This window comes from Algoriphagus taiwanensis (assembly GCF_036245645.1).
Classification (GTDB): domain Bacteria; phylum Bacteroidota; class Bacteroidia; order Cytophagales; family Cyclobacteriaceae; genus Algoriphagus; species Algoriphagus taiwanensis.
In genome coordinates, this window is record NZ_BTPE01000001.1 from 135,204 (window position 1) to 162,191 (window position 26,988).

Below are 26,988 nucleotides of genomic sequence, written 5' to 3' on the forward strand. Positions count from 1 at the left end.
TACAAAAAGTTAATTGATTGGTTTTTAATAAAGCCTACTTGAATAGCATTTAGCAGGCTAGAAAATCGAAGATAATTGGCTAGCTTAAAAGCCTATCCCTCTAAAACCCATGAAAAACCTACTTTTACCGGCTCTATTTTCGGTGATCATTTGGGCGATCTCTTCCTGCACTTCCCCGCCCAAAGAGGAGACTCCGCCCAATATTATCTTCATTTTGGCTGATGATTTGGGCTACGGGGATTTGAAAGCCTTTCATCCGGAAAGTAAAATTTCCACCCCTCATTTGGACCAATTGGCGGCTGAGGGGATGAGGTTTACTGATGCCCACACCACTTCAGCGGTTTGTACTCCTTCAAGGTATGCTCTCCTAACCGGGCGGTACAATTGGCGAAGCAGGCTAAAGCAAGGGGTTTTGACCGGAGAGTCGCAAGCCTTGATACCCAAGGAAAGAACAACCGTGGCCTCCCTTTTGAAATCCAAAGGATATCAGACGGCCTTTATCGGAAAGTGGCATTTGGGTATGGATTGGGGGCTGAAAGTGGATTCCATCGAGCAAGTCGGGGAAGGGTATTCGGCGGATTTCAGTTTGGTGGACTTTTCTAAGCCGGTTCAAAACGGGCCGAATGTCTTGGGCTTTGACTACAGCTATGCCCTACCGGCGTCTTTGGATATGGCGCCCTATGTGTATGTAGAGAACGAACAAGTCACTCAAGTACCCAATAGGGAGACCATAGACGAAGGGGAATACTCTTGGTGGAGAAAAGGACCCACTTCTCCGGATTTTATCCATGAAGAGGTGACCCCCAACTTTTTCACCCGGACTATCCAATACATCCAAAATCAATCCGGTCAGGAAAAGCCTTTCTTTCTTTACCTCGCTTTGCCTTCTCCTCATACGCCCATTCTTCCAAAAGAAGAATGGCAGGGAAAAAGCGGCTTGCTGCCCTATGCCGACTTTGTCATGATGATCGATGACTACATCGGACAAGTCAATCAAGCCTTGAAGGAAGCAGGTCTTGAGGAAAATACGCTTGTCATTTTCAGCAGTGACAATGGCTGTGCCCCAGCGGCTGGTTTCAACAAACTGGTAGAAATGGGACATTTGCCAAGCGCTCAATTCCGGGGGCATAAGGCGGATATTTATGAAGGTGGGCATCGGGTGCCCTTTATCGCCAAATGGCCCAAGCAAATCCAAGCAGGTAGCAGTGCTGAGGAAACTGTCTCTTTGGTCGATTTTTTTGCCACTGCTGCGGAATTATCAGGCTATGAAGTGGGGGAAAATGAAGGAGAGGACAGCTATTCCTTACTTCCGCTATTTCGTCAGGAAAGCAGACAAGGAGAATTCCGGGAGGGCACGGTATTCCATTCGGTCAACGGAACTTTTGCTATCCGAAAAGGGGACTGGAAGCTGATTTTGGCCCCTGGTTCGGGAGGGTGGAGTTTTCCACGTCCCGGAGACCCTGCTGCCGCAGACCTTCCTGAGGTACAGTTGTATGATTTGGCGACAGACCCGGGAGAAACGAGTAATCTTCAAGCCGAGCAACGAGAAAAAGTGCAGGAATTGACAGCTTTGCTTTCGAAATATATCCGTGAAGGGAGAAGTACCCCCGGTATCCCACAAGCCAACGATCCTTATGATGGGGAATGGAAGCAGGTGTGGTTTATGGAAAAATAAAGGCAGACGAAAATCCACTTCGCCTGCCAATAATTTAATGGGTTTTAAAGCCTAATCCTTCTCGCAATCACCTCTGCCATGATGGTCAGGCCTTCTTTGTTGGGATGAACTCCGTCCGGCAGCAATTCGGGCTTGTCCATCAGGGGTGTGTAAAGGTCGATCATCTCCGCTCCGGATTTTTGAACCACTTCAAAGAGCATGAGTCTTTGCTCATTATTCATTACCTCCGGGGTAATGCCGAAGTTTTCCCGAGTGACTGGGACTGGGAAAATCACATAGACTTTTCCGTCTTTGGGCATATTCTCGCGGAACTCCGCGATCATATCCAGATAGTCCTTGACAAAATCTTCTTTATGCGCCCAGTTTTGGGGTTTGGAGTCATTGGTGCCCAGTTTGATCAAAAGCACATCAGGATGAAAATCCTTGGCTTCCTGAAATTGTGGTTCGTTCCAAAATGGGTAATCCCCTTTTCTCAGCAAGGTTCTTCCACTCACTCCAAAATTTTTGACTTCATAGGCATCTCCGAGGAGTGCACCAACTTGAAGTGGGTAGGAATCCGGATTGTCCCGACCGGGACCTTGGGTGATGCTGTTTCCCACAAAAGCCACTTTGATGGGGCTTTGGGCAAAAGTGGATAGACTCAAAAGGAAGGCAAATAGGGGTAAGAATAGTTTTTTCATCGGTTTTTGGGTTGAGTTGCAGCCTTGAATATACTTTTTCTGCCAATGAAAAACTCACAAATTCCACGAGTGAAGTGGGAGATTTGAGTTAAACTCCCCAAAGTGACCAAGGGAAGTTAAGATTTCAGAATTCCGCCTTATTTTCGGCCATGGCTTTTCTTCAATCCACCTACCGCTTAATTTCCCGGCTTTCTTTGGATGTAGTAGCCGGAGCAGTAGCTGGACTTCTGTTTTTTTCCAGACTTTTTCACACGGAGTTGGACCCTTTGGTCTATCAGCTTTTGGGCATGGCAGTGTGGTGCATTTACACGCTAGACCACATCTTGGACGCCCGAAAGCTAAAATCTCCAGTTTCTTCCCGACATGCGTTTTACCAAAAATATGGTGGGATTTTATGGTTTTTTGTAGTTCCCACAGTACTATTTGGGCTTTTCCTGGCGTTTCGGGTTTTGGGTTTGGGAAAGGAGTTGTATTTCAGTTTGGGTTTGGGACTGGCGATTCTTTTGACCATGCTTCTCCTGAGAAAAGCCGGCCAAGCAGCGGGACTGATCAAGGAATTCAGCACGGCTGTTTTTTACGTTTTGGGCATTGCCTGGCTTCCTCTGCTTCGACTGGAAGGGATTGATTGGACCTGGCAAAATCTGATTTTTATTCCTGCCTACATCGCCTTGGCATTTTTGAATCTGTTGATGCTTTCATTCTTGGACCGAAAGGATGATGCCACGCAGGGGTTTGCCTCCGCGGCTTTGACCATCGAACCCGGCAAATTGTTGGGCTGGATAAGAAAGCTGGCCTTTGCCCTCATTTTCCTGAGTTTGGCAGGATTTATTCTTCTACCCTCTTTCTACCGTCCTTTTGCATGCCTGCTTCTGCTGATGACGCTGATTCATTACCTCAGTTTTTTCCATGCAGGGATTTCCACGGAAGCTAAAAGAGGGCGAATGGAAGCTGCATTTATGCTTCCGCTTTTGCTTTGGGCTTTATGAAAGACGCCTATCGATTACTGGCTCCATTTTACTCCCAAATTTCCGGATGGGTTTTTGGAGAAAATAGAAAAGAAGCAAATCGATATTTTTTAGAAATACTTCCGTTTGACAAGGTCTTGATGATCGGGGGAGGGGATGGGTCTGACTATCAGTTTTTGAGCAAAAAACTATCAGGAGATTATTGGGAAAGATCCCAATCTATGTTGGCTTTGGCCAGTCGAAATTTAAAAGAAACCAGCTTGGACTTTCATTTGGGGCATTTTTCAGGGAATGGAAAATACGATCTGATTTGCCTTCCCTTTGTCCTGGACTCTTTCAAGGATGAGGAATTGGAGGTTTTTCTAAAAAAAATTACCGTAAACCTAAAGGAAAATGGGAGGCTGGTTTTTAGCGATTTTTTTCCTCCTGTTGGTTTTAGACAAAAGGTAGTTCACGGGTTGATGATTGGTTTTCATCGTCTTTTTTCAGATTACCGGAGAAAGGAAATACCGGAATACTCCCGATTTTTTGAAAAGGCAGGCTGGCAACTTTTGGAGGAAAAATCCTGGAAAGGGGGCTGGATTAAGGCGCAGGTCTACGAGTTGGCCGATTGATTTTTCCCCTGAAAAGGAACAAAAATCGTAATCCAAATCGATCGGCTCAGCCTGAAAAATACCGGCAAAAGAAGCAAAGCCGACATGCCGATCAAAAGCAAAAGTTCCAGAATTGAAAATTCCTCGACCAAGGTTGAATAGGCGACCCAAACCGCAATAAACAGCACGGTATTCAAGGCGTAGCTGATAAACATAGCACCAAAGTAAAACCCCGGTTCGGGTTCGAAAGACTGACTGCAGTTTTCACAATTTTTCCTCATTTCAAAGAAACTGGAAGGCCTTCCCCACTGAATGGGCTGAAAAAGTTTACCCTTACGGCATTTTGGACAATACATTCCAAAGAGGCTTTTCCAAAGGGAAGGAAATGAGGTGGAGTCGGTATTCATCGCACTTTCTTTATGGTATTTTGGATCAGCTGATCAAAGTAGTGTCCATTTCCCGGCCCATACCAGTTCATTTCTCTCACCTCATGAAAATGCTCATCGTAAAGCTCGTCGGGAGTGATGTATCCAATATAGCCTCCGTTGAAGACGGTAATGATCAGTTTGAGGCCATTTTCCTGGGCCAGTTTTTCCCATTCCTCATAGAACACACCTGAAATCTCTCCGCTGGAAGCAATCATCAGAATGTTGCCGATCAGAGTAATATCAAGATGGGCATTGGTATCTCCTACGAGGTAGTCAAATAGCCAAGGGCGAATCCTCAGGTTGTCGGAAACCCGAAGATGAGGGGATCTCAAGGAAAGGTCCAGCCGGGAATAGTTGACCTTTGGGTTTTTATTGGAAGCAAAGTTGGTCATGCGCAGCCAAATCACCGAATCCAGAGAGGCAGCGTAGGATTGGACCAGTTCAGGAGTATTTCCCTTTGCCATCGGGCGATGGCTTCCTACCGTTCCTGCTGCGTAGAGCGCCAAGTCATAGTCTCTGTCTTCCAATCGTTGGGTCAGAAACTTGGGATAATCCCCTGACAGTCCCATGAATTTGCTACTGAGACAGGTGGCATGTGCGGAGTAAGTGAAGAAAAGGGCTTTTTTCCCATCCTTTTTCCGGGTAAAAATCAATTGGCGGACAAAGGGATCATAGGGTGCGTCCTTAATAAACCGGTTGGAGACATGATCAGGTGCATTGGTTTTACGATAGGAAATGGAAGCGGTGTCTTGAGTGCTGAGGGCAGTTTGAAGCGCTTGGACTGACTTTTCCACCAAACCTTCTACGATTTGCTCATCGTATCCTCCAAAAGCTAATTCTCCCAAGGGGCCGGGCATGTATCCCCCCATTCCGGAGTGGGTGTGTGTTGCGGTAAAGATCAATTGGTCGATACCAAGTCCGGCATCCTTTACCCCTTCTTCCACCGCTTTAGCCAATGCAGGATGGACGATAAGCAGTTCGAAATTCAACCAAGCCAATTGGCTTTTTCCATTGCTAAGCGTCAGGGCCTTCACCATGCTGCTATCCTGAACAAACTCGTAAGGACCTCGGGGAGCATAGCCCACCAAATCCACGGCTTGGTCAGGGGTGACATTGACTTTTGCCCAGCCGGCCAGCCAAGCCTCACCTTGAGTTTCCATCCATGGAGTTTGATCCAATCTGTTGAGAGTTTCTCGATAAAAATCCTGGTCCTCAATCGGAGAACGGTCCACGGTAGTGAGTAGAACAAATCCCAGCAACACCAAAAAAAGAAAAGCCCAAAGAAAAATCTTCAGGGCTTTAGTAAATGTGGATGAGGACTTATTCATGAATAGGGACAAAAATGATCAATGTTCAATTTTCAATGCTCAATGATCAATTTTCAATTATTAATAACCAATAACCAATAACCAATAACCAATAACCAATAACCAATAACCAATAACCAATAACCTTTTCTGAATGAGCATGTCGAACAATCAATACTCAAAGGTTCCGTATTGGCTCTGAATGGTCACTTTTTTACCTTCATGAGGCTCTACCCGACCGATAATTTGAGCCTCGACTCCGTGGGATTCAGCGATATCGATGATTTCATCTGCGTAGCGCTCATCAAGGTAGATTTCCATCCGGTGACCCATGTTAAAGACCTTGTACATCTCTTTCCAGTCTGTGCCGCTTTCTTCCTGAATAATGCGGAAAAGGGGAGGAGTCTCGAAAAGATTGTCCTTGATCACATGGACTTGGTCTACAAAGTGGAGGACTTTGGTCTGTGCCCCACCACTGCAATGCACCAAGCCGTGAATGTGTGGTCTCAAATAATTCAAGACATCAACCATGATCGGGGCATAGGTTCGGGTAGGAGATAAAACCAGCTTACCCATATCCACAGGTGCACCTGGTGCAGGGTCAGTCAGGTTGTATTTTCCGGTGTAGACCAAGGAATCCGGCACAGCAGGGTCAAAACTTTCGGGGTATTTGGTCTTCAAAACCTTATTGAAGACATCATGTCGGGCTGAGGTCAAGCCATTGCTTCCCATGCCTCCATTGTATTCCTTTTCGTAATTCGCTTGACCATAAGAGGCCAATCCTACGATCACGTCTCCTGCCTGAATTTTGTGATTGCTGATGACCTCGTCTCTTCGCATTCTGCAGGTCACTGTGCTGTCTACAATGATCGTTCGGACCAAATCTCCCACATCCGCAGTTTCTCCACCGGTCAGGACGGCATTCACACCCTTGTCCCGAAGCATCTGCAATACCTCCTCCGTACCCTCAATGATGGCGGAGATGACTTCTCCTGGAACCAAATTCTTATTTCTGCCAATAGTCGAGGATACTAAAATATTATTGATCGCACCTACGCAAAGCAGGTCGTCGGTATTCATGATGATGGCGTCCTGAGCGATTCCCTTCCACACGCTGAGATCGCCGGTTTCTTTCCAATAGAGGTAAGCCAAAGAGGACTTGGTTCCGGCCCCGTCTGCATGCATGATATTGCAATAATCCGGGTCCCCACCTAGTGTGTCTTCTACGATTTTGCAAAAAGCCTTGGGAAAAAGGCCCTTATCTAGCTTGGAAATGGCCTGGTGAACATCTTCTTTGGAGGCGGAAACACCGCGCTGCATGTAGCGCTCGTTCATAGCTTGGGAAGGGTTTGGTTAAGGCAAAGGTAAGAATTGCAGGATTGGAAAATTGGAAGATTGGAAAATTAGTGAGGTGTAAAATCTACTTTTCGGCTTGGGACAAAATAGGAGGAAGGGCTTTATGTGTATATTTGAGAAAAAGATACACATGCGAACCAATATTGACATAGATGAGGAATTGATTCGGGAAGCCATGCGACTTTCGGGCAATGCCACAAAAAAAGCCACTGTAGAAGCTGCTTTGAAGCAGATGGTTTCCTTGAAAAAACAGGAAAGAATCCGTGAGCTGAGGGGTAAATTCCGTTGGGAAGGGAACTTGGACGAAATGCGAAGGACAGATGATTTTGGTTGACAGCTCGGTTTGGATTTCCTACCTCAATGGAATTCGGAGTAGGGAAACCGATTTTTTGGATGAAACTTTGGGTCAAATCCCCATCCTGATTCCGGATTTGGTTTATATGGAAGTCCTTCAGGGGTTTCGAGAGGATCGATCTTTTGAGGAAGTGAAGACATTTTTGGATGAATTCCCTTTTGCCGAATTAGGTGGGAAAGAATTGGCTTTGCTGTCTGCTCGTAATTTCAGAGAGCTACGCAAAAAGGGAATTACCGTCCGGAAGACGATCGATTGTTATTTGGCTACATTTTGCATTCAAAAGGATCTAAAAATTCTTCATGCAGATCGTGATTTTGCTCCTTTTGTACAATTCTTAGGATTGAAATCGATTTTCTAGATCAAACCAAATTTGCTTCTGTTATCAGGCGGAGACCGTCTAGTGTGAGATTTTTGTCTACTTGGTCAAACTCATCCTGAAGGTTGGTCAGAATGGAGGATAATCCCCCGGTTGCCAGGATGGTAAATTCAAGCCCGGTTTCTTTTTGGATGGATTCCAGCATCCCTTTGACCAATCCGGTATAGCCATAAAGCACGCCTGACTGAATGGCGTGAATGGTATTTTTCCCCAAGACAGACTCGGGAAGCTTTAACTCCACCTCGGGAAGCTTTGAGGTATTCATAAACAGCGCCTTGATTGCCGTATGCAGTCCGGGAACGATGCTTACACCTAGGATTTTTCCTTTTTCATCCACCGTGGTGAAGGTCAAAGCCGTACCAAAATCGACTACGATCACAGGACCTTTAACTCGGGAATAGGCAGCCATCACGTTGCACATCAGGTCGCTTCCGATTTCATTGGGGCGAACCGGCTTCACCGGGAGTTTTTTATAGCTTTCCGGGCTGATGAGGTAAGGTGCTTGTCCGAAAAATCCCTCACAAAACTGGGTAATCACTCCATTGATCTCCGGGACGACCGAGCTGAAACCGATTTGTGATATCTCTGCGGGAGAAATGCCATGTTCCAAAAAATATAGGGGGACCTTTTTTCCCAATTGGGAAATCAGCTTAGGCGTTTGAGTTTCCAGTCGGAATTGATTGGTCCATTTGCCGTTTTTGGGATCAAAAAGCGCAAATACTACATTGGAATTGCCGGCATCAATGGCTAAAAACATTCGTTTCTTAGGTTTTGACTAATTTAGGGCCATTCCAAAGAAATAAACAAATTACTTATCCGCCAATACCATGTATTCTCTCCGAAAAGGAACCATCCAAGACCTGCCTCGAGTGCTCGAATTGATAAAAGAACTAGCCCTCTATGAGAAGGCCCCCGAGCAAGTCACCAATACGGTGGAGATGATGGAGAAAGACGGATTTGGACCCAATCCAGTCTATGGACTTTTTGTATGCGAAAAAGAGGCTAGGGGAGAAATAATCGGCATTGCGATTTACTACTTCCGCTATTCTACCTGGAAGGGTAAGCGGCTGTATTTGGAAGATATCGTCGTGACCGAGTCCGAAAGAGGAAACGGAGCCGGGAAAATGCTCTTTGACCGGGTGATGGCCCAAAGTCTGGAAGAAGGCTGTACGGGGATGATGTGGCAGGTGCTGGACTGGAATGAACCTGCCATCAACTTTTACAAGAAATACGGAGCCTACCTCGAAGCCGGCTGGCTCAATGCGCATTTGCAGGATTATGAGATAAAAAAAATGTTGGGTGATGGATGACCGATGACCGATGCATCTGACATCCGACATCGGTCATCCAACATATTCCCCTACCTTTGTGATTCATTATGAGAACAAAACCATTTTCTGTTGTCTATGAGGACAACCACCTCCTGATCGTCAACAAGGCGGCAGGGGTCTTGGTACAAGGGGATAAAACCGGAGACAAGACGCTGACGGACTACTGCAAGGACTACATTGCCAAAAAATACGAGAAACCAGGAGCGGTTTTTCTTCATCCCATTCACCGACTTGACCGCCCTGTGAGCGGTTTAGTGGCTTTTGCCCGTACTTCCAAAGGCTTGGAACGGATGATGGAGCTGTTCCGGAAAAGGGATATTCATAAAGTTTATTGGGCGGTGGTAAAGCGTCGTCCGCCCGAAGAGCAAGGCAAACTTACCCATTGGCTGACCAAGGACGAGGCAAAAAACTTCGTAACCGCTCATGAACGTGAGGTTCCGGGGTCACAGAAGGCAGAATTGAATTACAAAGTATTGGGTACGCTCAATGACCATTGGTTGCTCGAGGTACGTCCGATTTCAGGTCGCCCGCATCAGATTCGGGTGCAATTGGCTTCCATGGGCTGTCCGATTCGGGGAGATGTGAAGTATGGGTTTGCTAAGCCTAATCCTGACGCAAGCATCAATCTCCATGCGTTTCACTTGGTATTTGTGCATCCGATCCGAAAAGAAAAGCTCTACATGAGAGCCGCCCTTCCAGAAAATGAGTTTTGGGAGCAGTTTTTGGAGTTTGAAAACATCAAAGCCAAGGATCAGCACTTGGATAATACCTTTTCAGGGTAATTCCATTTCCGAAGTGGATTAGTAATGGATATTTTTAATTAATTCGGGAGGATTTTTTAATTTGAATCCCAATGACTCTGCTACAAAAAAGAGGATATCCATCTTTCCTAACGAAGGTTTAACTTAACTCTCTTTGTCCTATGAAGACAATTTCCGTGAAAATCAATTCTAAAGATGCCTCTAAGTATGGCCTTGAAGACAAATTGACCATGGAATTCAAGGACTTAGTGGAGAAGATAACCATTGATTTTGCAAAAACGGCCCTTCAGCAAGCTCATGAAGAATCCCAAAAGGCCGGTTTGGATAAGCTCTCTATCGAGGAGATAAACGATGAAATCAAGGCTTTCCGGAATGAGGGTGGTTCTTGATACCAATATTCTTATTTCTGCCTTGATCAAACAGGGCTCCTCTTCAATTATTTTAAACAAAGTAATCGAAGGAAATCAAGTTAAAATTTGTCTTTCAGATGCTGTATGGGATGAATATCAACAAGTGCTAAAGAGGCCAAAATTTTCAAAATATCCACAATTCGTGGAGAATTCCCTTTTTTTGCTCCACTTCTTGAAAAATCACAGTCTTTACTTCCAACCCAAACGAAAAGTAAGCCTCATAAAAGATCAGAGTGACAATAAATTTTTGGAACTATGCCTAGAATCCAAGGCTGATTATTTGATTACAGGAAATTTTCAGGATTTTTCGATTTCAAGTTTCAGAAATACCCTGATTCTGGGGCCGAGTGAATTTGTATCCAAAGTCTTATCCATTTAATTGCTCAAATGCGAAAATTACTAGCGTGTTTTATTCTTTTAGGGATTGTCTTTTCCTGCACCCCTCAGAATTCCCCCAAGACCATTTACATCGTCCGTCATGCCGAAAAGCAACTTTCAGGCAATGACCCCGAGCTGCTTTTGGTGGGACAGGTTCGCGCTAAAAAACTTGCCCAAATTCTCCAAAATAAGGATATCAAGCATGTCTTCAGCACCGATTACAAGCGGACTAGACTAACGGCTTCTCCAACTGCGGAACAAGCCGGCTTGACTATTCAATCCTACGACCCTTCCAATCAGGATGCACTAGTTGAGCAGTTAAGAAGTCTGGAAGGAAATATCTTGGTGGTCGGGCACAGCAATACGGTCAGTCAATTGGCCAATTATTTTGTAGGAGAAGGGGAGAAGTATGCTGACCTCCAGGATGTAGAATATGATTTTATCTATGAGGTGACCTTAGAGAAAAGCGGGTCTTCTGTTAATCGCAAAGTTTACAAGGATTTTTAGCCGTATTCTTCCGTTAAGTTTTCATTTCGTTTATCTTGAAAGACGAGATTAGGAAAAGAATATGAACCGGGAGGAAAACATAAACCAACTTAGCAACAAGGATAAAATCTGGGATATCGCAGTGATCGGTGGGGGATCCTCCGGCTTAGGCGTTGCCTTAGATGCCGTATCCCGCGGGCTTTCCGTAGCACTTTTTGAAAAGGCGGATTTTGCCAAAGGCACTTCAAGTCGAAGTACCAAGCTTCTCCACGGAGGGGTTCGATATTTGGCTCAGGGAGATGTTTTTCTCGTTTTGGAAGCGCTAAAAGAGCGGGGTCGGCTAATCAAAAATGCTCCTCATCTTACCCAAAGTCAGGCATTTATTATCCCTGTCTATAATTTTTGGGATCGGGTGCAGTATAGTGCCGGACTGAAGATCTACGATTACATGTCGGCCAATCTGAGCTTGGGGCCTTCCCGCTACATATCCAAAGAGGAGACGCTCAAAAGGATGCCTGGAATTGAGCCCAAAAATCTTTTTGGGGGGATTGTGTATTACGATGGGCAGTTTGATGACGCCCGATTGGCTTTGTCCATCGCCCAAACTGCGGATCATGCAGGAGCTTGCATCCTCAATTACACCAAGGTGACTTCTCTTCACAAAAACGATCAGGGTAAGCTCACCGGATTGAATGTTCAGGACGAGATTTCCAGGAAAAAATATCCCATTCAGGCCCGAATGATCGTCAATGCCACAGGGGTTTTTGCGGATAAAATCCTTCAGATGGACAATCCGGAAGCTCCCAAAACGATACAGCCCAGTCAGGGAATCCATTTGGTTTTGGATCAGAGTTTTTTAGGAGGAAAAGACGCACTGATGATCCCTAAGACAAAAGACGGTCGTGTGCTATTTGCTGTACCTTGGCACGGAAAATTGGTAGTAGGGACGACTGACACGCTTCGGGAAAAAGCGAAACTTGAGCCGGAAGCCTTGCAAAAGGAAATTGACTTCGTGCTCGAAACCGCCTCAGGCTATCTTACCCGAAAACCCACCCGGGAGGATGTCAAAGCAGTCTTTGCTGGCTTGAGACCTTTGGCAAGGCCTAAAGAAGGCAGCACCAAGACCAAAGAGATTTCCAGATCTCATAAAGTTATCCTTTCTGAAAGCGGTCTTGTGTCCATTACTGGAGGAAAATGGACTACTTTTCGAAAAATGGGAGAGGATACGGTGGATTATTTTCCTAAAGTCACCGGACTCAATTTGCCGGACTCCAAGTCTCAAGACATTCTTTTGCACGGATATTCCAAGGAAATAGCTGGGGGGCACTGGAAAATCTACGGTTCTGATGCTCAAAAAATCCAAGACTTGGCAAAGAAAAATCCAGCTTGGGCCGAAAAGATCCATCCTGATTTCCCGAATATCGGGGCTGAGGTGATTTGGGCTGTGAGAAATGAAATGGCTCAAAAAGTCGATGACGTGCTGTCACGAAGAATTCGAATGTTGATTCTGGATGCAAAAGCTGCACTGGATTCTGCAGAAAAAGTGGCCAAGCTGATGGCTTTGGAAATGGGAAAGGATGAAGTCTGGATATCATCTGAACTTGAAGATTTCCAAAAAACAGCAACCAAGTATCTGATAAAAACCTAATCGGAAAATGAAGTTTTTTCGATTCCTTTTTCCAAATTAACCCGACAATGACCCAAAATCCATCTTACATTCTCGCTCTCGACCAAGGTACTACTAGCTCAAGAGCCATTATTTTTGATAAAAAAGGCCAGATAGTCTCAGTAGCCCAAAAGGAATTCAAACAGTATTTTCCCAAGCAGGGCTGGGTAGAACATGACCCCGAAGAAATCTGGACCAGCCAATCAGCGGTATTGATCGAATCTCTGGTCAATAAGGGAATTCGTGCAGATCAGATTGCCGCAATCGGGATCACCAATCAGCGGGAAACGACTATCGTTTGGGACCGCAAAACGGGTAAGCCCATCTACAACGCCATTGTATGGCAAGACCGAAGGACTGCCGCCTATTGCAATGAGCTGAAAGAAAAAGGTCATGCAGAGCTTATCGCAAGCAAAACCGGGCTGATTATAGACGCTTACTTTTCTGCTACCAAAATCCGCTGGATTCTGGAAAATGTGGAGGGAGCAAGAGAAAAGGCAGAAGCCGGAGAATTGGCCTTTGGAACAGTTGATTCTTGGCTGATTTGGAAGCTCACAGCCGGGAAAAGCCATCTTACCGATATCACCAATGCCAGCCGAACCATGATCTTCAATATTCATTCTCAGGATTGGGACAAGGAGTTGCTGGATCTTTTTGGCATTCCTGAATCCATGCTTCCTGAGGTGAAAAGCTGCAGCGAGGTATTTACCGAAACAGCCGGAGATGTGCTGAAAACCAAAATCCCTATTTCCGGAGTTGCCGGAGATCAGCAGGCGGCGCTCTTTGGTCAGTTATGTACAGAGCCGGGAATGGCCAAAACCACCTATGGTACGGGGTGCTTTCTGGTCATGAATACAGGAAAAGAGGCAGTAAGGTCCAAAAACCAATTGCTCACCACGGTAGCATGGAAGATCGGGGGCGAGATCAATTATGCTTTAGAAGGCTCTGTTTTTATCGGAGGAGCGGCGATTCAGTGGCTGAGAGATGGGATGGAATTGTTTAGCCATGCCAAGCAAACTGAAAAATTGGCGAGCAGCCTGGAAGACAACGATGGGGTCTACTTTGTTCCGGCTTTGGCTGGATTGGGAGCGCCTCATTGGGATCAAAATGCCCGGGGGGCTTTCTTTGGAATCACCCGAGGCACCACCATTGCGCACATGACCCGAGCCGCCTTGGAAGCAATCGCCTATCAGGTTCATGATGTGCTTAAGGCTATGGAAAAAGATTCCGGAAAACCCACGCAAGAACTTCGAGTGGACGGAGGAGCTACAGCCAATAATTTTTTGATGCAGTTTCAGGCAGATATCTTGGGTTGCCAAATCAAAAGACCCCAAATTATTGAAACAACTGCGATTGGGGCAGCTTTTTTAGCAGGTTTGGCCGTGGGATTTTGGAAAAATCAGGAAGAATTACAGGATCTTTGGCAACCGGAAAAGGAATTTCATCCCCAAATGGATTCAGCCAAAAAAGAAAAATTGGTGCATTTTTGGAACAAAGCTGTAGAACGAGCTAAAAACTGGGTAGAAGAATGAATCCATACATTGCAGAATTGATCGGGACGGGAGTGCTGCTTCTTTTGGGGACAGGAGTCGTAGCCAACGTCCTCTTACCGGGTACAAAAGGAAATGGTGGAGGGCTGATGGTGATCACCACAGCATGGGCCTTGGCCGTGTTTTGTGGGGTGGTCATAGCCGGTCCCTACAGTGGCGCTCATCTGAATCCAGCCGTGACCATAGGTCTGGCAGCAGTTGGTAAGTTTGATTGGGGTATGGCTCCGGGATATATTATAGCTCAGCTGGCAGGGGCTATGTTGGGTTCGGGCTTGGCTTGGCTGATGTATCGTCATCACTTTGACCTGGAAGAAAATCCCGAGCTGAAAAGAGCCTCCTTTTGCACCGATCCTGCCATAAGAAATTTCCCGACGAGTGTGATTTCCGAGGCTCTGGGCACATTTGTCTTGATTTTGGCAGTCCTCTACATCACCGGTGCTAAAATCGAGGACGAGCAAGGTACCCCGATTGGCTTGGGTTCTGTAGGAGCTTTGCCAGTAGCTTTTGTAGTTTGGGTGATTGGTTTGGCTTTGGGAGGTACAACCGGCTATGCGATCAATCCAGCCAGAGATTTCGGACCTCGACTCATGCATCAGCTATTGCCGATTCAGGGAAAAGGAAGTTCGGATTGGGGCTATTCTTGGGTGCCGATTCTAGGTCCTCTACTTGGAGCATTGCTGGCTGCAGGCTTATACAAAGCCGTGGGATTCTAGAGCGGAAAGGCCAAGCCTGCTTTGGCTACGACTTGTTGGATTCCCTGACTTTGGAAGCGGAATTCTGAAACAAAGCCTACCCAGTCGGTAATCCGAATGTAAGCGCCTGCACCGAAATTCCCTCCAACCAAATTCCTTCTCGTACCGGGACTGCCTGGCTGCGTGTTTTCGAAGGTTTGGCTGTATCCTGCCAAAACGTACACTTGAGAAACTCCTTCTGTGAAGTAGTAGCGGAGATCAAAACTGAAGTTGGACAGGTTACCTACTTCGGGTTTGATCCAGGTGAAGGAGGGCATGAGGGCAAATTTGTCTGCAAAAAAGTATTCAACTCCTCCCCCGTATCCAAATTGATCATTTCTAAGTCCATATGTGCCAAAAGCATGGATTCGAGCTTCCCCTTTCTCCTGAGCCAATGCTGTGAAGGAAACAAGCACCAAAAAAAACAAACCGAGCAAAGCCTTTTTCATAAGTTCTGATTTTTCTAAAAGGTAAAAGGCTTTGCTCAGCTATGCAATACTTATTCGATCAATTTGACGGTTCTACCGAGTCTGCCCAAGGAATCCATTCCTTCGATGATGATGAGGTGTCTTTTGGCTAAATCCGAATTGAAAAATTCCAGTGAAGCCTGACCATTGGCATCCGTTTCTACCAAAGGATTCCAGAAGAGGGTAGCCCTCTGGTCAGTGATGGCTGTTTGGGGAGTGACCTGATCATATTTTGGGGAGTAAAATTCCCTGCTGGCATGGTATCCCCCATATTGGACCACGAGAGTGCCCCCTACACTTTGGTAACTGATTCCAGCCCCGGTTTTGGTGTACACGGCAATGACTCCGTTTGCTCCTTGTGACCCAAAAATGGCCGTCCTTGCCGGGTCTTTGAACACGTCGATGCTTTGCACATCCCTTGGGTTGATGGTGAAAAGGAGGGAAGCATCTACCGGCACATTGTCCAAGAGATACAAAGGCTCTGTTCCTGCCTGAATGGAACCTACTCCACGGATTTGGACACTCGCTCCATTTCCGTTTATGCTTACCCGTACCCCTGCTACTCTTCCCTGAATCATCTGGAAGATATTGGTAAAGCCTACACTGCCGGGTATTTTGTCGGGCTCAATAGAAGCATCCCCTTCTCCGTAGAATTTTCTTGCGGTAGTGGCTTCTTCCTGAAGAGTCTGAGCTTCTATGGTTACCCCTTCCAAGTCTGTAATTCCGTCTTCGGCGGTGATTTGCTGCATAAGGGTTCGGGCCTGATAGGTTGCCACTAGTTCTTCCGGCCAAATGATTTTTTCCGGATATCTTCCTGATAGAGAAGGAAAGACTGGCTTAGGCTGTTCCACGCTTAAGTCAATGTAGTTTTTGGCACGTTGATCTTCTGCAGTGATAGTCACACTGACCGAATCCTGATAGTTCAGCCCTGAAAAAACAAATTTGCCGTCAGGTCCATATTCTGAGCCGACCAGCTCAATTCCATCTCCGATCAAGGCGCTGATTTTTCCTCCGCCTAGGCCTTTTTTGGTTTCTATCTGCTCCTTGACCTGACCTGTGATGGTGATTCCCTGCTCGATGTAGAAGCCATTTTCGGGAAACTCCTCCTCCAAAATCTCTGGAACAGTAAATCTCCTCCAACCATGGGTCATCATGACCAAATCAAGCTGCTCCAAGGTGGCAGGTTCCTGATTCTGAAAATAATATCCCGGTTGATAGACTTTTCCCTGCAAATCAGAGGTCAATAGCAGGTGGGAAAAGATAGTGCCGTGAATCAGGCTTTCATCCTTGACCTGATCCGCATCAGCCACCGCTATGGAGAAACTTCCCGGAGCTGGCGTATCTCCGCTGCTGCTTTTCAGTTCCAGTTGGAATTTGCTTCTGGGGCTTAGATTTCCTTTACTTTCCACATTCAAGTTCAGTCTGTCTCCATTTTGCACAAAGATGAGGCGCTCGAGGAGTGGAGTCCCATCTTTTTTGAGCACAGTCACTGTGTTGATTCCTGAAGGAAGATTTTGCTTCGGGATACGTACTCCCCAAACCCCATTGGTGAGCTTACCTTGAATCATGTAGTTGAGAAGGCCACGAATATGGGAAAAAAGCAATAGCTCTCCGGGATCTCCATTTCCCTGAATAAACACGGAAATAAAGGAGGCATCTGGGTTATTTTGAACTTGGATACTTAATCCAGTCTCAGCTGCTGCGGGAAGTGAAATCCTGCGTTCCGCATTTGAATTGGGACTCTTGACCAGTGCAGTGTAGTTAGCCTTTTCAGGAGTGAATGTGATTTTGCCCAAACCTCCAAATTGACTCTCAAACGAGGATTCTTCCACTCCTTCGATTAAACCGGATATTTGGGCAGGACTTCCGTCTGGATAAATAGCCCGAAATGCCAGGGTGGCTTTTTTCCCCTGAACCCAATTCCCACCTTCGGGAAGGAACTGGATATCGACCTGATTGAGGGTGTAGGGAAGCTGGATTTTTTGGGTGACTATGTAGTCAGGGTTTTCTTCATAGCTCAGCTCAAGGTGTTGTTCGGGATGGTCTTTTTCAGGTATGCTGAAGCTGAAAGAAGCTTGTCCCTGCCCATTCAGTTGGACTTGTTGTTGATAAAGCTGCTCCTGTCCGGCTATGGCACTCAGCTGAAGTACCTGATTGGCCAAAGGCTCTCCGGTGGCACTTACCGCTACGAGTTCTACTTCGTATTTGGCTTTTCCAGCTTCAGAACTGACCGATTTGAATTCTATTTGTGGGAGAAAAGATCCACCTGCGCCGTCTACGACCTGAATGTATTGGTCAAAAAAGTACGTTTCACCAAAATTTCGCATCCAAGAGGTATATGCCTTTATTTGGTACAAACCGGTTTTTCCGTAGCGGGGAATCTGGAATTCCCCTGCACCTCTTCCGTTTTCGATTTCAATGATTCTTTGCGAGAGCAAAAGTCCATCCCCGTCAAAAAAATCCACATACAGGGTCTTACTCAGCGGGGAAGGAACCTGAGTGCCTCCTGCCACCAAGTAGGCGCTGAACCAAATATCCTCCCCCAGGGTGAAGGTGTGCTTGTCCAAATGGAGGTAGGCTTTTTCTACAGGAAACTCCTCTTGATAGGCTGAAAGGTAATTTTGGATTTGGGTTGGGAGGTCATCTTGAGCCTTTAGACAGAAGGGGAAAAGGCACAGGACAGCCAGAATGGCTCTCAAAGTAAATCTGGGCATTTTAAAATAGTTGGTTTGGTTAAAAAACGGCCGTAAATAAACTAAGGTTTGATAAAACTGCAAGAAAAATTATTCGACGTTTACGCCAAATTTGCCACTTCATTTTTATTGGCCAGTTGCCCACAGGCTGCATCGATATCCTGACCCCTTGATTTTCGGACCTTTGCGATGATTCCCTGCGACTCCAAGATGCGTACGTACATGTCTACTGCCTCTTGCTTAGCCTGACGAAATTCTCCCTCATCAATCGGATTGTACTGAATGATGTTGACCTTTGAGGGGATGATTTTGCAAAACTTAGCAAGTGCACGGGCGTGTTTTTCATCGTCATTGACCCCTTCCCAGATGACGTATTCGTAGGTGACTTTTCGTTTGGTCATCTGATACCAGTACTTCAGCGCTTCAGCTAGGTCTTCCAAAGGATTGGAATCGTTGATGGGCATCAGCCGGGAACGGGTCTCATTGATTGCGGAGTGGAGGGAAATGGCCAAATTGAACTTCACCCCGTCATCTGCCATTTTCCGAATCATTTTTGGGATTCCAACGGTAGATAGGGTGATTCTACGTGGAGCCATTCCCAGACCCTCCGGAGAGGTGATTTTATCTATGGCTTCGACTACGTTGCTGTAGTTGAGCAGAGGCTCGCCCATTCCCATAAAGACAATGTTGGTCAGGGGCCGCTGGAAATAGGTTTCAGCTTCGTCCTTGATTGCCACCACCTGATCGTAGATCTCATCCGGATTGAGATTGCGCATTCTTTTCAGTCGGGCTGTGGCGCAGAAGTTACAATCCAAGCTGCATCCCACCTGAGAAGATACACAGGCGGTGATTCGCTTGGAGGTGGGAATGAGCACAGACTCCACGATTTTGTTGTCAAAAAGCTTGACGGCGTTTTTGATCGTGCCATCATTGCTGTGCTGCATGAGGTCCACCCGGATGTGATTGATGATAAAGTGGGATTTGAGCAGTTCCCGGGTAGCTAGGGAGATATTGCTCATGTCATCAAAGTTTTTCAGGGACTTGTGCCAAAGCCACTCATACACCTGCTTGGCCCGGAATTTTTTTTCTCCGTGTGCCAAAAAGAAGGCTTCCAGTTCTTCGAGAGATAGCTTTCGGATGTCCTGTTTTTGATTTTCCACGGGGCAAAGTTAAGGATTGGAAAATTGAAAAATTTCAAAATTGGAAAATTGCTGATTTTAAGCTTTTAGGAAGTTGACTTCAGTTCATTTCAATAAGTTTTTTTCATGAAGTAGGTTTGAGCCTTTTATCATAAAAAAAGGGGGGATTCAGGAACTTATGCCTTATTTTTGCGCTTGCAATTCAAAAATAACCTATGCGCCAATCCTGGTGGAAAATCCTGGCGGTCGCTTTGCTGATCTATACCCTGACTGCCGGTCTATTGATGGACGTACCCCGTCTTCCGATTCTCAATGAGACCATCCGAGCCCTGCATTTCCATGTGACCATGTGGTTTGGAATGATTCTGATGCTGATGGTTTCAGTTTATTACAGCATTCGGTTTTTGCGTAGCAATCGACTTGAAGATGATGATCTCGCTTTGGAATTTACCAATGCGGCCATTCTTTTCGGAGTATTGGGTATTGTGACTGGAATGCTTTGGGCGAAATTTACTTGGGGAGATTATTGGAGTGGAGACCCGAAGCAAAACGCTGCTGCGATTGGGCTTTTGATGTATTTTGCCTATCTGATTCTCCGGGGCAGCTTGGCAGATTCGCAGCAGCGAGGCAGAATCGGCGCCGTTTACAATATTTTCGCTTTTGCAGCCTTTATCCCATTAATTTTTGTACTCCCTAGGCTTACAGACAGCCTTCATCCCGGCAATGGGGGAAATCCCGGATTCAATGCCTATGACCTGGACTCCAAACTCAGACTGGTCTTTTACCCGGCAATCCTGGCTTGGACTCTTTTGGGGGCTTGGCTGGCAACCGTTCGGGTCAGAATTCGTAGGGTAGAGCGGGTTATCCATGATAGATTTCTTAATTCCTGATTGATGAAAAAATTATTTGCAATAATCTTCCTTCTATTTTCCCTGAATCTCAAGGCTCAGGATAAAATCGAGGTCACTGAAGCTGACTATAGTAACAACACAGTGGAAATGGCCGATCAGATGCGTGCCGATGGAAAAATTTATGTATTGGTGGGCATCATTCTGATCATTTTCGCCGGAATGGTGGTTTATATCATCAATACGGATCGAAAAATCTCCAAACTAGAAAAGAATCTTCCTTCTTAAATCAGTCATACCATGAAAAAAGGACATATCATCGGATTGGGCATCATTGCCATTGCTATCGTGATCATCATGACCTCCATCGGCGATGCGAGTAGCTACGAAAGCTTCAATACTGCTTGGGAAATGAAGGAAGATGGAGAAGATAAAGCCATTCATGTGGTGGGTCAGCTCAAAAAAGACATGGCCGGTCAAGTCACTGGAATTGAGGTGCGGGAAGACAAAACTTCCTTTACTTTCCTCCTTGTGGATAATGAGGGTACTGAGCAAAAAGTATTTTACAATGAGCCTGTTCCGGCTGATTTCCAGCGCTCCGAGCAGGTGGTCGTCATTGGATCTTATCGAGACAAAGACATCTTCGTCGCTGATAAGATTCTGATGAAGTGTCCATCCAAATATCAGGAGACAGACGTGCAGGCGGCAGGAATGTGATGTTGGGATTATTATCTAAGGAAAAATCATGATCAATACCTTTATGGGTAATCTGGGCCACTTGATGACCATCGTGGCCTTCGTCAGTGCATTGGTTACCGCCTATGCCTATTTTCAGTATTTCAGAGCCAATGAAATTGAAAAGGCCAGCTGGAGAAAATTCAGCCGGATCAGTTTTTACATTCACGCCGGTTCTACGGCGATGATTGCTTTTTCCCTGTTTGAAATCATCTACAATCACCGCTTCGAGTATTTCTACGCCTATTCCCACAGTTCCAAGGCACTCCCGGTTCACTACATGATTTCCAGCTTCTGGGAAGGACAGGAGGGAGCGTTTATCCTTTGGGCTTTCTGGAATGTGGTCTTGGGCATCATTCTGATTCAGACCAATAAGTTTTGGGAAGGTCCTGTAATGGTGGTTTTTGCTTTGGTGCAGGCTTTCTTGGTGTCTATGATTCTGGGTGTAGTAATTGGCGATTTGAAAATCGGCAGTTCCCCTTTTATCCTGTTGAGAGATGCTACTCAAGCACCGATTTTTGAGTTGAATCCAGACTTTGTTCCGGAGGATGGCACTGGCCTTAACCCGCTTTTGCAGAATATCTGGATGGTCATCCATCCGCCAACACTGTTTTTGGGCTATGCTTCTACTTTGGTGCCTTTTGCCTTCCTGATAGGCGGATTGGTGACCAAGCGCTATTCGGAGTGGATCCGTCCGGCTTTGCCGTGGGCGATCTTCTCTGCCATGATTTTGGGAATGGGAATCATTATGGGAGCATATTGGGCCTATGTGACCCTAAACTTTGGAGGCTATTGGAACTGGGACCCGGTAGAAAACGCCGTCTATGTGCCTTGGTTGATTTTGGTGGCTGCTATTCATACTATGATCACTTTCAAGAAAAGCGCTACCGCCCTGAAGACATCGATCGTCTTGGTGATTCTGAGCTTTATCCTGGTCTTGTATGCGACTTTCCTCGTAAGATCCGGGGTCTTGGGTGATGCTTCGGTGCATTCCTTTACCGATTTGGGACTTTCCGGTCAGTTGCTGATTTACATGTTGTTTTTCCTCGTTATTGCCGTCTTTTTGGCGGTTCGGGCTTGGAAGCATATTCCTACTTCGGAAAAAGAAGCCTCCGTCTACTCCCGTGAGTTTTGGATCTTTTTGGGTGCGGTGACCTTGGGATTGATGTCTTTTCAAGTCATTTTGCCTACCTCGATTCCGGCTTGGAATGCTTTGGTCGAAATCTTCGGAGGCATCTCCAATATGGCTCCTCCTGCGGATCAGGTGGAGTTTTATACCAAGTTCCAGTTGTGGTTTGCCGTTGCTTTGGCTCTGCTGACTGCAGTGGGGCAGTTTTTCTGGTGGCAAAAGATGGACAAAAAAGCCCTCAAGGATGCTTTGGTCACTCCCTACATCATCTCTGTATTGCTTTCGGCTGCAGTGATCGTATTGGCTAAGGTCTATGACTGGAAATACATCATTATCGTATTGGCTGGGATGTTTACCATCGTCGCCAACTCGGTGATTTTGGCTAAGCTGCTAAAAAAGTCCACCTTCAAACTGGCAGGAGGCTCACTGGCCCACATCGGCTTGGGGATGATTCTGATCGGAATCATGTTCAGCTCCGGCTATTCCGATGTGATTTCCATCAACATGTCCGGATTGACTTACAGCAACAGCTGGGAGGACGAGATGAACAAGGAGCACGTGCTGCTTTGGATCAACAAGCCCACACAGATGAAGGACTACACGGTAGTCTATCGCGGCAGACAAAAGAAAGTGGTTGGCGTTCCCGAGTATGTCCCTGCCAAGTATCTGGAGTCTACCGGCAATGTCAACGAAGCGGTTGCATTGGTTGATTACAAGGATTACTTCAAAAAAGGGGATGTGGTCAATTTGGTTTTGGAGGAAAATGACTACTTCAAGATTGACTATTTTCAGAATGAGGCTTTGAAGTTTTCCCTGAATCCCATGTCTCAATTCAATGAAGGAATGGGAGGGCTAATCTCTTCTCCAGATTCGAAAATCTACCTCAATCGGGACCTGTATACCTATGTGGCAGCGATGAATGACTATTCCGATCCGGAATGGAAAGAGGACGAAGTTTATGAAGTGAGTCCCGGGGAGCAGTTTCATATTGCGGATTTCGTGACCTATTTTGACGGAGCGGAAGTGATGAAGGAGATCGAAGGCTATGTCCTACAGGAAGGGGATGTCGCAGTCAAGGCAAAATTGAGAGTGTTGGATTATGACGTGGAAAAACTGCTTGAGCCGACCTTTATCATTCGAAACAATCAAGTGGGCAAGCTTCCGGTGATTGATACCGAGTTGGGACTCAGAGTCAGCTTGGAGAATATCCTTCCTGATCAGAACAAATTTGTTTTCAAAGTCAATCAGTACCAAAAGGACTACGTGGTGATGAAAGCTATCGTGAAGCCTTATATCAATGTGCTTTGGGTAGGAACTATCGTGATGTTGATAGGATTTACCGTGGCTATTTTCCGTCGATTCGATGAATTCGCCAAGATGCGGGATAAGGGGATGGAGTAAATGAGTGCCAATATCTCCAAAAAAATCTAAGCCCAAATCCCCCGATTTGGGCTTTTTTTGTGGCAAATTTTACTGGAGTGCTTGACTTTTAAAAAGATCGTTTTGATCTTGATCTGAAATTTTAATCAACCACCTAACTCAGTTTTATGAAAAACATTTTTGCCCCCCCAAGTACAAAAATTTAGGTAGATCCGGATTTTTACCACTTTTGCTTCTCCTGATTACCATGAATTCTTTGCTTACTTCTTGCGTACAAGAGCCCGAAGCTCCACGGCTGGAGCCTAATACCAGTGATCAGCTCGCCAAGGTGAAGAGCTGGTTTGAAGAAAACAAAACTAATCTCCGTCTGCCCGAGCGAGGCTCCAACTTCCGCACGGAATCTCAGGAGTTGATTTTGCCTTTTTTTGAAAAAGAACCCGATTGGGACCAATTCCATCACTATTACTTTCCCGATGGGCGGGAGGTATTTGAGATGAATCTGGAAAATGCACAAGCATTCCTCCCATCCTCAGAAACTGAAGCCTTTGATGTGGAAGCCGCCCAGAGAATTATCCAAAATATTCTTTTTGTAAAGCACCCTTCAGAAAACAGGTTCGATCCCCTAATTGTCCGATATTATCCTGATGAAGAAACTTCAACCAGGGATTTTGATGAGATCAATTACCAAATGATCGATGAGAAGTGGAGCGGCACTGTTGACCTTTTCACTTATGATGAGCATTACTTTATGGGCTTTGAGATTCACAAAGGTCAGATTTTGGCTACACGCCAAATGGAGACCCTACCTGACCACAACCGTAAATCACTTGGACTAGAAAACAAGGATGTGAGGTGCGCTATTACGACAACAGACTGGTACCAGATTTCCTATGTGAAGGCAACAAACACTTGGGTGGTTCAGCAACTTTCACCTACCCACTCGTATTCTTGCGGCATGGGAAGCTATGACTCAGGAGGACCTCCAAGTGCAGGCACTTATAGCTATGGAGGTGGTTTCTTCGTGACCAGTGGGGGAACGGCAGGATATGGCCCACCCGATGTGCCTATGCCGAAGTTGACCATTTATATAGATTCTAGTTTTTCAAAAAACCAAACCCTTAAGTGTGCTCAAGAGATGTTGGCATTATCCAAATTTGTTAATAGCCTAACTGAGTTTACAAATAAAACATCTCCAAAAAATGTAACATTGAGAATAGGAGCCACAAAAAATCCAGATGCAAGTGCTGAAACTGACGGGACTACTTATGGCCACAATAATATTGTAATCACATTTAATGAAAAAAAAGTGAATAATATGAGTTCATTAGGTGTAGCTAGAGTTTTGCTCCACGAAATTATCCATGCAGAAATTTATAATGCAGTTGGTGAAAAAAGAGGGTCCTTATTAGTCGGAAATTTTCAGAACAATTTCGAAGAGTATAAAAAACTTTATCCAAACAACAATAGCCTACAGCAACACAATTTTATGGCCGATTATATAGTTGAAAAAATCGCAAAAACACTTCAAGAAATTCACCCATTATTGGGAGCTAGTGAATTCTATCAGAAAGTTGGAGGAACAACGCGATGGCAAAAAGGAATAAATCCAACTTTTTATACAGCAATAGCTTGGCATGGATTAAATAGTACAAAAGAATGGAATGAGATGAAATATAACGATCGAAAGGTTTTACAAGATCTTCAAGATTTAGACAGGGAGTTAACAAAAACTTGTATCCAATGAAAATTTGCTTTTATTCAATCATTTGCATTTGTTTTATCTTCTCCTGCAAACAAATCGATAAAAAGAATTCTTTTCATGTAGATAAATCAAATACCTATCCCGAAGAAGGAGATACATTGCTAATTGTTTTTGACTCCGAAGATTCTCTTTCTTACAAAAGAGAAGAGAAAATTGGGGAAAAAATAATGTTTTCTTACAGGAAAAATTTTAAGAGAAGTCCAGACCTAATAGTCGCTATAGGAAACAGTTATGATCATAAAAAAATTATCATTTTGAGAGAAAACCTAAATCGATATCCTATTCTATACGATTCAGCACTTGATTTCATTAAATGGTTTTATGTAAACTATGATTCTTATTTCCTAATAGAAAAAAAAAACCTGTTTAATTCCAATTCAGACAGCCTTCAGTTCTTGGAAGTTTCTTATAGTTCAAAAGGTGAAATTTAAACTATCCCAGATTCAAGTAATAAGTGCAACACTAAAGGTTTAAGGAAGGAAGCCTAGGCTTCCTTCCTTAGGCTGAAGAATTAAATTAGTGTTGTCATGCAGAAATTCAATCATCTCAGCCCAGAGCAAAGGTACCAAATCGAAATTTTAATCAAACAAGGGATGACTCAGACCGGTATTGCCCGAGCTTTAAGAGTTCATAAAAGCACCATTTGTCGGGAGCTTGGTCGGAACACGGGTCTACGCGGGCGCAATGTGGGTGAATATGTCGCTCGAGTCGCTCAAAACAGAACCGATGAACGGCATAAGCTTAAACCCAAGAATATCCGTTTCAAGGCTGAGCTAAAGGAACAAGCTCGAGTTTGGCTCAAGGAGGAAAAACTGAGTCCGGAATTGATTGCTGCCAAATGGGAATTGGATGGAAACCCGGGCGTGTCCCATGAAACCATTTATCAATGGATTTGGAAAGCCAAGAAAAGTAAGCATTGGTCATTGACCAGAGATCGGGAGCTTTATAAATGCCTCCGCCATGGGAAAAGAAAGCGAAAAAGAGGCAATTACAGAGATTCCAGAGGAATCATAAAGGAAAGAGTGCCTATTGAACAACGACCTGCTGTTGTAGCCCTAAGGGAGCGAATAGGCGATATACAAGTCGATCTGATGATGGGTAAGAACCACCAGTCTGCTCTTCTGGTCTTGGTAGATAGGGCTACCCTGATTACCACTATGGAGAAATTATCCGGTAAGAATGCTGATGCTATTGAACAGAAATTAGCTAAGCGAATCGAAAGGATTGGGCCTTCCTTTTTCAAATCGATCACCTTTGATAATGACATGGCTTTTGCAAACCATCACTTGATTCGAGACAAATACAATATCCCAACCTACTTTACTCGGCCATATACTTCGCAGGATAAAGGAACTGTCGAAAACAGAATAGGATTGATTAGAGCTTTCTTACCTAAAAAAACTGACCTCAATGAAATCTCAACAGAACAAATACAAGCAATCGAAGCTAAAATCAATAACAGACCCGTTAGAAAGTTTAATTACCTTAGTCCAATACAAAAACTCAAACAAAAATTAGGTGTTGCACTTATAAGTTGAACACGGCTATGAATTACCTAAGTTAAATCCAATTCAAAAATTCGAATTATAAATCAAAATAGCCTAAATCGATTGATTTAGGCTATTTTTTCTTTTCGGATAGAATTCAAACAATTACATCTTAGGAAGCACCACAGTATCCATTGAGTGAATCACTCCATTGGACTGCCATACATCTGCGATGGTTACTTTGGACTGACCACTGTTTGCATCGGTGATGTAGAGGTCTTTACTAGTCGAGAGATTTGG

General features: G+C 45.1%; 28 protein-coding genes. 20 read left to right on the plus strand and 8 right to left on the minus strand.

All coding sequences use genetic code 11. The features are described from left to right. Window positions 1–109: 109 nt before the first annotated feature. Complete coding sequence (locus AAA938_RS00515) at window positions 110–1,675, plus strand: sulfatase family protein (protein ID WP_338226687.1); 1,566 nt, start codon at window positions 110–112, stop codon at window positions 1,673–1,675. A gap of 44 nt (window positions 1,676–1,719) precedes the next feature. Here the strand turns inward: AAA938_RS00515 and AAA938_RS00520 are convergent, their stop codons facing one another. Further along, window positions 1,720–2,355 (minus strand): GDSL-type esterase/lipase family protein, encoded by a 636-nt coding sequence (locus tag AAA938_RS00520; protein WP_338226688.1) that lies wholly within the window; start codon window positions 2,353–2,355, stop codon window positions 1,720–1,722. A gap of 149 nt (window positions 2,356–2,504) precedes the next feature. Between AAA938_RS00520 and AAA938_RS00525 the strand changes: the two genes are divergently transcribed. Beyond that, entirely contained in the window at window positions 2,505–3,341 is an 837-nt protein-coding gene (locus AAA938_RS00525) for a hypothetical protein (protein WP_338226689.1), read from the plus strand. Beyond that, entirely contained in the window at window positions 3,338–3,934 is a 597-nt protein-coding gene (locus tag AAA938_RS00530) for a methyltransferase domain-containing protein (protein ID WP_338226690.1), read from the plus strand. The genes AAA938_RS00525 and AAA938_RS00530 overlap by 4 nt, the downstream gene beginning before the upstream one ends. On the opposite strand, the gene AAA938_RS00535 is transcribed toward AAA938_RS00530, so the two are convergent. From AAA938_RS00535 to AAA938_RS00545, 3 genes are all read right to left on the minus strand, one after another. Then, window positions 3,916–4,194 carry a DUF983 domain-containing protein gene (locus AAA938_RS00535; protein ID WP_338226691.1) on the minus strand — a complete coding sequence of 93 codons (279 nt, stop codon included), beginning with the start codon at window positions 4,192–4,194 and terminating at the stop codon, window positions 3,916–3,918. The two genes, AAA938_RS00530 and AAA938_RS00535, sit on opposite strands and share 19 nt — an antisense overlap. Before the next feature lie 122 nt (window positions 4,195–4,316). Beyond that, entirely contained in the window at window positions 4,317–5,669 is a 1,353-nt protein-coding gene (locus AAA938_RS00540) for a neutral/alkaline non-lysosomal ceramidase N-terminal domain-containing protein (protein ID WP_338226692.1), read from the minus strand. Between the two features lie 150 nt (window positions 5,670–5,819). Further along, on the minus strand, window positions 5,820–6,983 hold the full coding sequence (locus AAA938_RS00545) for an AIR synthase related protein (protein WP_338226693.1): 1,164 nt from the start codon (window positions 6,981–6,983) through the stop codon (window positions 5,820–5,822). 151 nt (window positions 6,984–7,134) lie between these two features. On the opposite strand from AAA938_RS00545, the gene AAA938_RS00550 reads away from it, so the two are divergent. Together AAA938_RS00550 and vapC are read left to right on the plus strand one after the other, a co-directional pair. Further along, entirely contained in the window at window positions 7,135–7,338 is a 204-nt protein-coding gene (locus AAA938_RS00550; RefSeq protein WP_338226694.1) for a type II toxin-antitoxin system VapB family antitoxin, read from the plus strand. After that, on the plus strand, window positions 7,325–7,717 hold the full coding sequence (vapC, locus tag AAA938_RS00555; protein WP_338226695.1) for a type II toxin-antitoxin system VapC family toxin: 393 nt from the start codon (window positions 7,325–7,327) through the stop codon (window positions 7,715–7,717). Before AAA938_RS00550 ends, vapC begins: the two co-directional genes overlap by 14 nt. A 1-nt stretch (window position 7,718) precedes the next feature. Here the strand turns inward: vapC and AAA938_RS00560 are convergent, their stop codons facing one another. Continuing rightward, window positions 7,719–8,492, minus strand: coding sequence for a type III pantothenate kinase (locus tag AAA938_RS00560; RefSeq protein ID WP_338226696.1), 774 nt, complete (start codon window positions 8,490–8,492; stop codon window positions 7,719–7,721). Between the two features lie 70 nt (window positions 8,493–8,562). On the opposite strand from AAA938_RS00560, the gene AAA938_RS00565 reads away from it, so the two are divergent. The 8 genes from AAA938_RS00565 (at window position 8,563) to AAA938_RS00595 (ending at window position 15,030) form a co-directional block, all read left to right on the plus strand. Beyond that, window positions 8,563–9,045 (plus strand): GNAT family N-acetyltransferase, encoded by a 483-nt coding sequence (locus AAA938_RS00565; RefSeq protein WP_338226697.1) that lies wholly within the window; start codon window positions 8,563–8,565, stop codon window positions 9,043–9,045. Between the two features lie 68 nt (window positions 9,046–9,113). After that, window positions 9,114–9,848 carry an RluA family pseudouridine synthase gene (locus tag AAA938_RS00570; protein WP_338226698.1) on the plus strand — a complete coding sequence of 245 codons (735 nt, stop codon included), beginning with the start codon at window positions 9,114–9,116 and terminating at the stop codon, window positions 9,846–9,848. 140 nt (window positions 9,849–9,988) lie between these two features. Continuing rightward, window positions 9,989–10,216 (plus strand): hypothetical protein, encoded by a 228-nt coding sequence (locus AAA938_RS00575; RefSeq protein ID WP_338226699.1) that lies wholly within the window; start codon window positions 9,989–9,991, stop codon window positions 10,214–10,216. Then, window positions 10,200–10,616 carry a putative toxin-antitoxin system toxin component, PIN family gene (locus tag AAA938_RS20230; protein ID WP_420915720.1) on the plus strand — a complete coding sequence of 139 codons (417 nt, stop codon included), beginning with the start codon at window positions 10,200–10,202 and terminating at the stop codon, window positions 10,614–10,616. Before AAA938_RS00575 ends, AAA938_RS20230 begins: the two co-directional genes overlap by 17 nt. Before the next feature lie 8 nt (window positions 10,617–10,624). Next, the gene (locus tag AAA938_RS00580; protein WP_338226700.1) at window positions 10,625–11,122 is read left to right on the plus strand and encodes a SixA phosphatase family protein; all 498 of its coding nucleotides are present in this window, start codon (window positions 10,625–10,627) and stop codon (window positions 11,120–11,122) included. Between the two features lie 61 nt (window positions 11,123–11,183). Next, window positions 11,184–12,749, plus strand: a complete 1,566-nt coding sequence (locus AAA938_RS00585) for a glycerol-3-phosphate dehydrogenase/oxidase (protein WP_338226701.1) — start codon at window positions 11,184–11,186, stop codon at window positions 12,747–12,749. A gap of 47 nt (window positions 12,750–12,796) precedes the next feature. Next, complete coding sequence (gene glpK, locus AAA938_RS00590) at window positions 12,797–14,299, plus strand: glycerol kinase GlpK (RefSeq protein ID WP_338226702.1); 1,503 nt, start codon at window positions 12,797–12,799, stop codon at window positions 14,297–14,299. Next, complete coding sequence (locus AAA938_RS00595) at window positions 14,296–15,030, plus strand: MIP/aquaporin family protein (RefSeq protein WP_338226703.1); 735 nt, start codon at window positions 14,296–14,298, stop codon at window positions 15,028–15,030. The genes glpK and AAA938_RS00595 overlap by 4 nt, the downstream gene beginning before the upstream one ends. Here the strand turns inward: AAA938_RS00595 and AAA938_RS00600 are convergent. The 3 genes from AAA938_RS00600 to rlmN all read right to left on the minus strand — a co-directional run bounded on the left by AAA938_RS00600 (window position 15,027) and on the right by rlmN (window position 19,368). Next, window positions 15,027–15,497 carry a porin family protein gene (locus tag AAA938_RS00600; protein ID WP_338221185.1) on the minus strand — a complete coding sequence of 157 codons (471 nt, stop codon included), beginning with the start codon at window positions 15,495–15,497 and terminating at the stop codon, window positions 15,027–15,029. The two genes, AAA938_RS00595 and AAA938_RS00600, sit on opposite strands and share 4 nt — an antisense overlap. Window positions 15,498–15,547: 50 nt before the next feature. Beyond that, entirely contained in the window at window positions 15,548–18,229 is a 2,682-nt protein-coding gene (locus tag AAA938_RS00605; RefSeq protein WP_338226704.1) for a TonB-dependent receptor plug domain-containing protein, read from the minus strand. An 80-nt stretch (window positions 18,230–18,309) separates the two neighbouring features. Beyond that, entirely contained in the window at window positions 18,310–19,368 is a 1,059-nt protein-coding gene (rlmN, locus tag AAA938_RS00610; protein WP_338226705.1) for a dual-specificity RNA methyltransferase RlmN, read from the minus strand. A gap of 194 nt (window positions 19,369–19,562) precedes the next feature. Between rlmN and ccsA (AAA938_RS00615) the strand changes: the two genes are divergently transcribed. The 7 genes from ccsA (AAA938_RS00615) to AAA938_RS00645 all read left to right on the plus strand — a co-directional run bounded on the left by ccsA (AAA938_RS00615) (window position 19,563) and on the right by AAA938_RS00645 (window position 26,739). Continuing rightward, window positions 19,563–20,237 carry a cytochrome c biogenesis protein CcsA gene (gene ccsA / locus AAA938_RS00615; RefSeq protein ID WP_338222769.1) on the plus strand — a complete coding sequence of 225 codons (675 nt, stop codon included), beginning with the start codon at window positions 19,563–19,565 and terminating at the stop codon, window positions 20,235–20,237. A gap of 3 nt (window positions 20,238–20,240) precedes the next feature. Beyond that, window positions 20,241–20,483, plus strand: a complete 243-nt coding sequence (locus tag AAA938_RS00620) for a CcmD family protein (protein WP_338226706.1) — start codon at window positions 20,241–20,243, stop codon at window positions 20,481–20,483. Between the two features lie 12 nt (window positions 20,484–20,495). Beyond that, window positions 20,496–20,912 (plus strand): cytochrome c maturation protein CcmE domain-containing protein, encoded by a 417-nt coding sequence (locus tag AAA938_RS00625; protein WP_338226707.1) that lies wholly within the window; start codon window positions 20,496–20,498, stop codon window positions 20,910–20,912. Window positions 20,913–20,940: 28 nt separating this feature from the next. After that, window positions 20,941–23,460 carry a cytochrome c biogenesis protein CcsA gene (ccsA, locus tag AAA938_RS00630; RefSeq protein WP_338226708.1) on the plus strand — a complete coding sequence of 840 codons (2,520 nt, stop codon included), beginning with the start codon at window positions 20,941–20,943 and terminating at the stop codon, window positions 23,458–23,460. Window positions 23,461–23,686: 226 nt separating this feature from the next. Further along, window positions 23,687–25,183, plus strand: a complete 1,497-nt coding sequence (locus AAA938_RS00635; RefSeq protein ID WP_338226709.1) for a hypothetical protein — start codon at window positions 23,687–23,689, stop codon at window positions 25,181–25,183. Next, complete coding sequence (locus AAA938_RS00640; RefSeq protein WP_338226710.1) at window positions 25,180–25,632, plus strand: hypothetical protein; 453 nt, start codon at window positions 25,180–25,182, stop codon at window positions 25,630–25,632. The genes AAA938_RS00635 and AAA938_RS00640 overlap by 4 nt, the downstream gene beginning before the upstream one ends. Before the next feature lie 96 nt (window positions 25,633–25,728). Beyond that, the gene (locus AAA938_RS00645; protein WP_338226711.1) at window positions 25,729–26,739 is read left to right on the plus strand and encodes an IS30 family transposase; all 1,011 of its coding nucleotides are present in this window, start codon (window positions 25,729–25,731) and stop codon (window positions 26,737–26,739) included. Window positions 26,740–26,988 lie beyond the last annotated feature (249 nt).

What these genes read in the sequence shown, in the direction of transcription:
- AAA938_RS00570 (WP_338226698.1), top strand. Translation starts at nt 9,114, where the DNA reads ATGAGAACAAAACCATTTTCTGTTGTCTATGAGGACAACCACCTCCTG.
- AAA938_RS00530 (WP_338226690.1), top strand. Translation starts at nt 3,338, where the DNA reads ATGAAAGACGCCTATCGATTACTGGCTCCATTTTACTCCCAAATTTCC.
- AAA938_RS00600 (WP_338221185.1), bottom strand. Translation starts at nt 15,497, where the DNA reads ATGAAAAAGGCTTTGCTCGGTTTGTTTTTTTTGGTGCTTGTTTCCTTC.
- AAA938_RS00545 (WP_338226693.1), bottom strand. Translation starts at nt 6,983, where the DNA reads ATGAACGAGCGCTACATGCAGCGCGGTGTTTCCGCCTCCAAAGAAGAT.
- AAA938_RS00620 (WP_338226706.1), top strand. Translation starts at nt 20,241, where the DNA reads ATGAAAAAATTATTTGCAATAATCTTCCTTCTATTTTCCCTGAATCTC.
- AAA938_RS00575 (WP_338226699.1), top strand. Translation starts at nt 9,989, where the DNA reads ATGAAGACAATTTCCGTGAAAATCAATTCTAAAGATGCCTCTAAGTAT.
- AAA938_RS00625 (WP_338226707.1), top strand. Translation starts at nt 20,496, where the DNA reads ATGAAAAAAGGACATATCATCGGATTGGGCATCATTGCCATTGCTATC.
- AAA938_RS00525 (WP_338226689.1), top strand. Translation starts at nt 2,505, where the DNA reads ATGGCTTTTCTTCAATCCACCTACCGCTTAATTTCCCGGCTTTCTTTG.
- AAA938_RS00560 (WP_338226696.1), bottom strand. Translation starts at nt 8,492, where the DNA reads ATGTTTTTAGCCATTGATGCCGGCAATTCCAATGTAGTATTTGCGCTT.
- AAA938_RS00565 (WP_338226697.1), top strand. Translation starts at nt 8,563, where the DNA reads ATGTATTCTCTCCGAAAAGGAACCATCCAAGACCTGCCTCGAGTGCTC.
- AAA938_RS00640 (WP_338226710.1), top strand. Translation starts at nt 25,180, where the DNA reads ATGAAAATTTGCTTTTATTCAATCATTTGCATTTGTTTTATCTTCTCC.
- AAA938_RS20230 (WP_420915720.1), top strand. Translation starts at nt 10,200, where the DNA reads ATGAGGGTGGTTCTTGATACCAATATTCTTATTTCTGCCTTGATCAAA.
- AAA938_RS00595 (WP_338226703.1), top strand. Translation starts at nt 14,296, where the DNA reads ATGAATCCATACATTGCAGAATTGATCGGGACGGGAGTGCTGCTTCTT.
- AAA938_RS00520 (WP_338226688.1), bottom strand. Translation starts at nt 2,355, where the DNA reads ATGAAAAAACTATTCTTACCCCTATTTGCCTTCCTTTTGAGTCTATCC.
- AAA938_RS00540 (WP_338226692.1), bottom strand. Translation starts at nt 5,669, where the DNA reads ATGAATAAGTCCTCATCCACATTTACTAAAGCCCTGAAGATTTTTCTT.
- AAA938_RS00645 (WP_338226711.1), top strand. Translation starts at nt 25,729, where the DNA reads ATGCAGAAATTCAATCATCTCAGCCCAGAGCAAAGGTACCAAATCGAA.
- AAA938_RS00515 (WP_338226687.1), top strand. Translation starts at nt 110, where the DNA reads ATGAAAAACCTACTTTTACCGGCTCTATTTTCGGTGATCATTTGGGCG.
- AAA938_RS00605 (WP_338226704.1), bottom strand. Translation starts at nt 18,229, where the DNA reads ATGCCCAGATTTACTTTGAGAGCCATTCTGGCTGTCCTGTGCCTTTTC.
- vapC (WP_338226695.1), top strand. Translation starts at nt 7,325, where the DNA reads ATGATTTTGGTTGACAGCTCGGTTTGGATTTCCTACCTCAATGGAATT.
- ccsA (WP_338226708.1), top strand. Translation starts at nt 20,941, where the DNA reads ATGATCAATACCTTTATGGGTAATCTGGGCCACTTGATGACCATCGTG.
- AAA938_RS00535 (WP_338226691.1), bottom strand. Translation starts at nt 4,194, where the DNA reads ATGAGGAAAAATTGTGAAAACTGCAGTCAGTCTTTCGAACCCGAACCG.
- AAA938_RS00585 (WP_338226701.1), top strand. Translation starts at nt 11,184, where the DNA reads ATGAACCGGGAGGAAAACATAAACCAACTTAGCAACAAGGATAAAATC.
- glpK (WP_338226702.1), top strand. Translation starts at nt 12,797, where the DNA reads ATGACCCAAAATCCATCTTACATTCTCGCTCTCGACCAAGGTACTACT.
- AAA938_RS00635 (WP_338226709.1), top strand. Translation starts at nt 23,687, where the DNA reads ATGAATTCTTTGCTTACTTCTTGCGTACAAGAGCCCGAAGCTCCACGG.
- AAA938_RS00550 (WP_338226694.1), top strand. Translation starts at nt 7,135, where the DNA reads ATGCGAACCAATATTGACATAGATGAGGAATTGATTCGGGAAGCCATG.
- AAA938_RS00580 (WP_338226700.1), top strand. Translation starts at nt 10,625, where the DNA reads ATGCGAAAATTACTAGCGTGTTTTATTCTTTTAGGGATTGTCTTTTCC.
- ccsA (WP_338222769.1), top strand. Translation starts at nt 19,563, where the DNA reads ATGCGCCAATCCTGGTGGAAAATCCTGGCGGTCGCTTTGCTGATCTAT.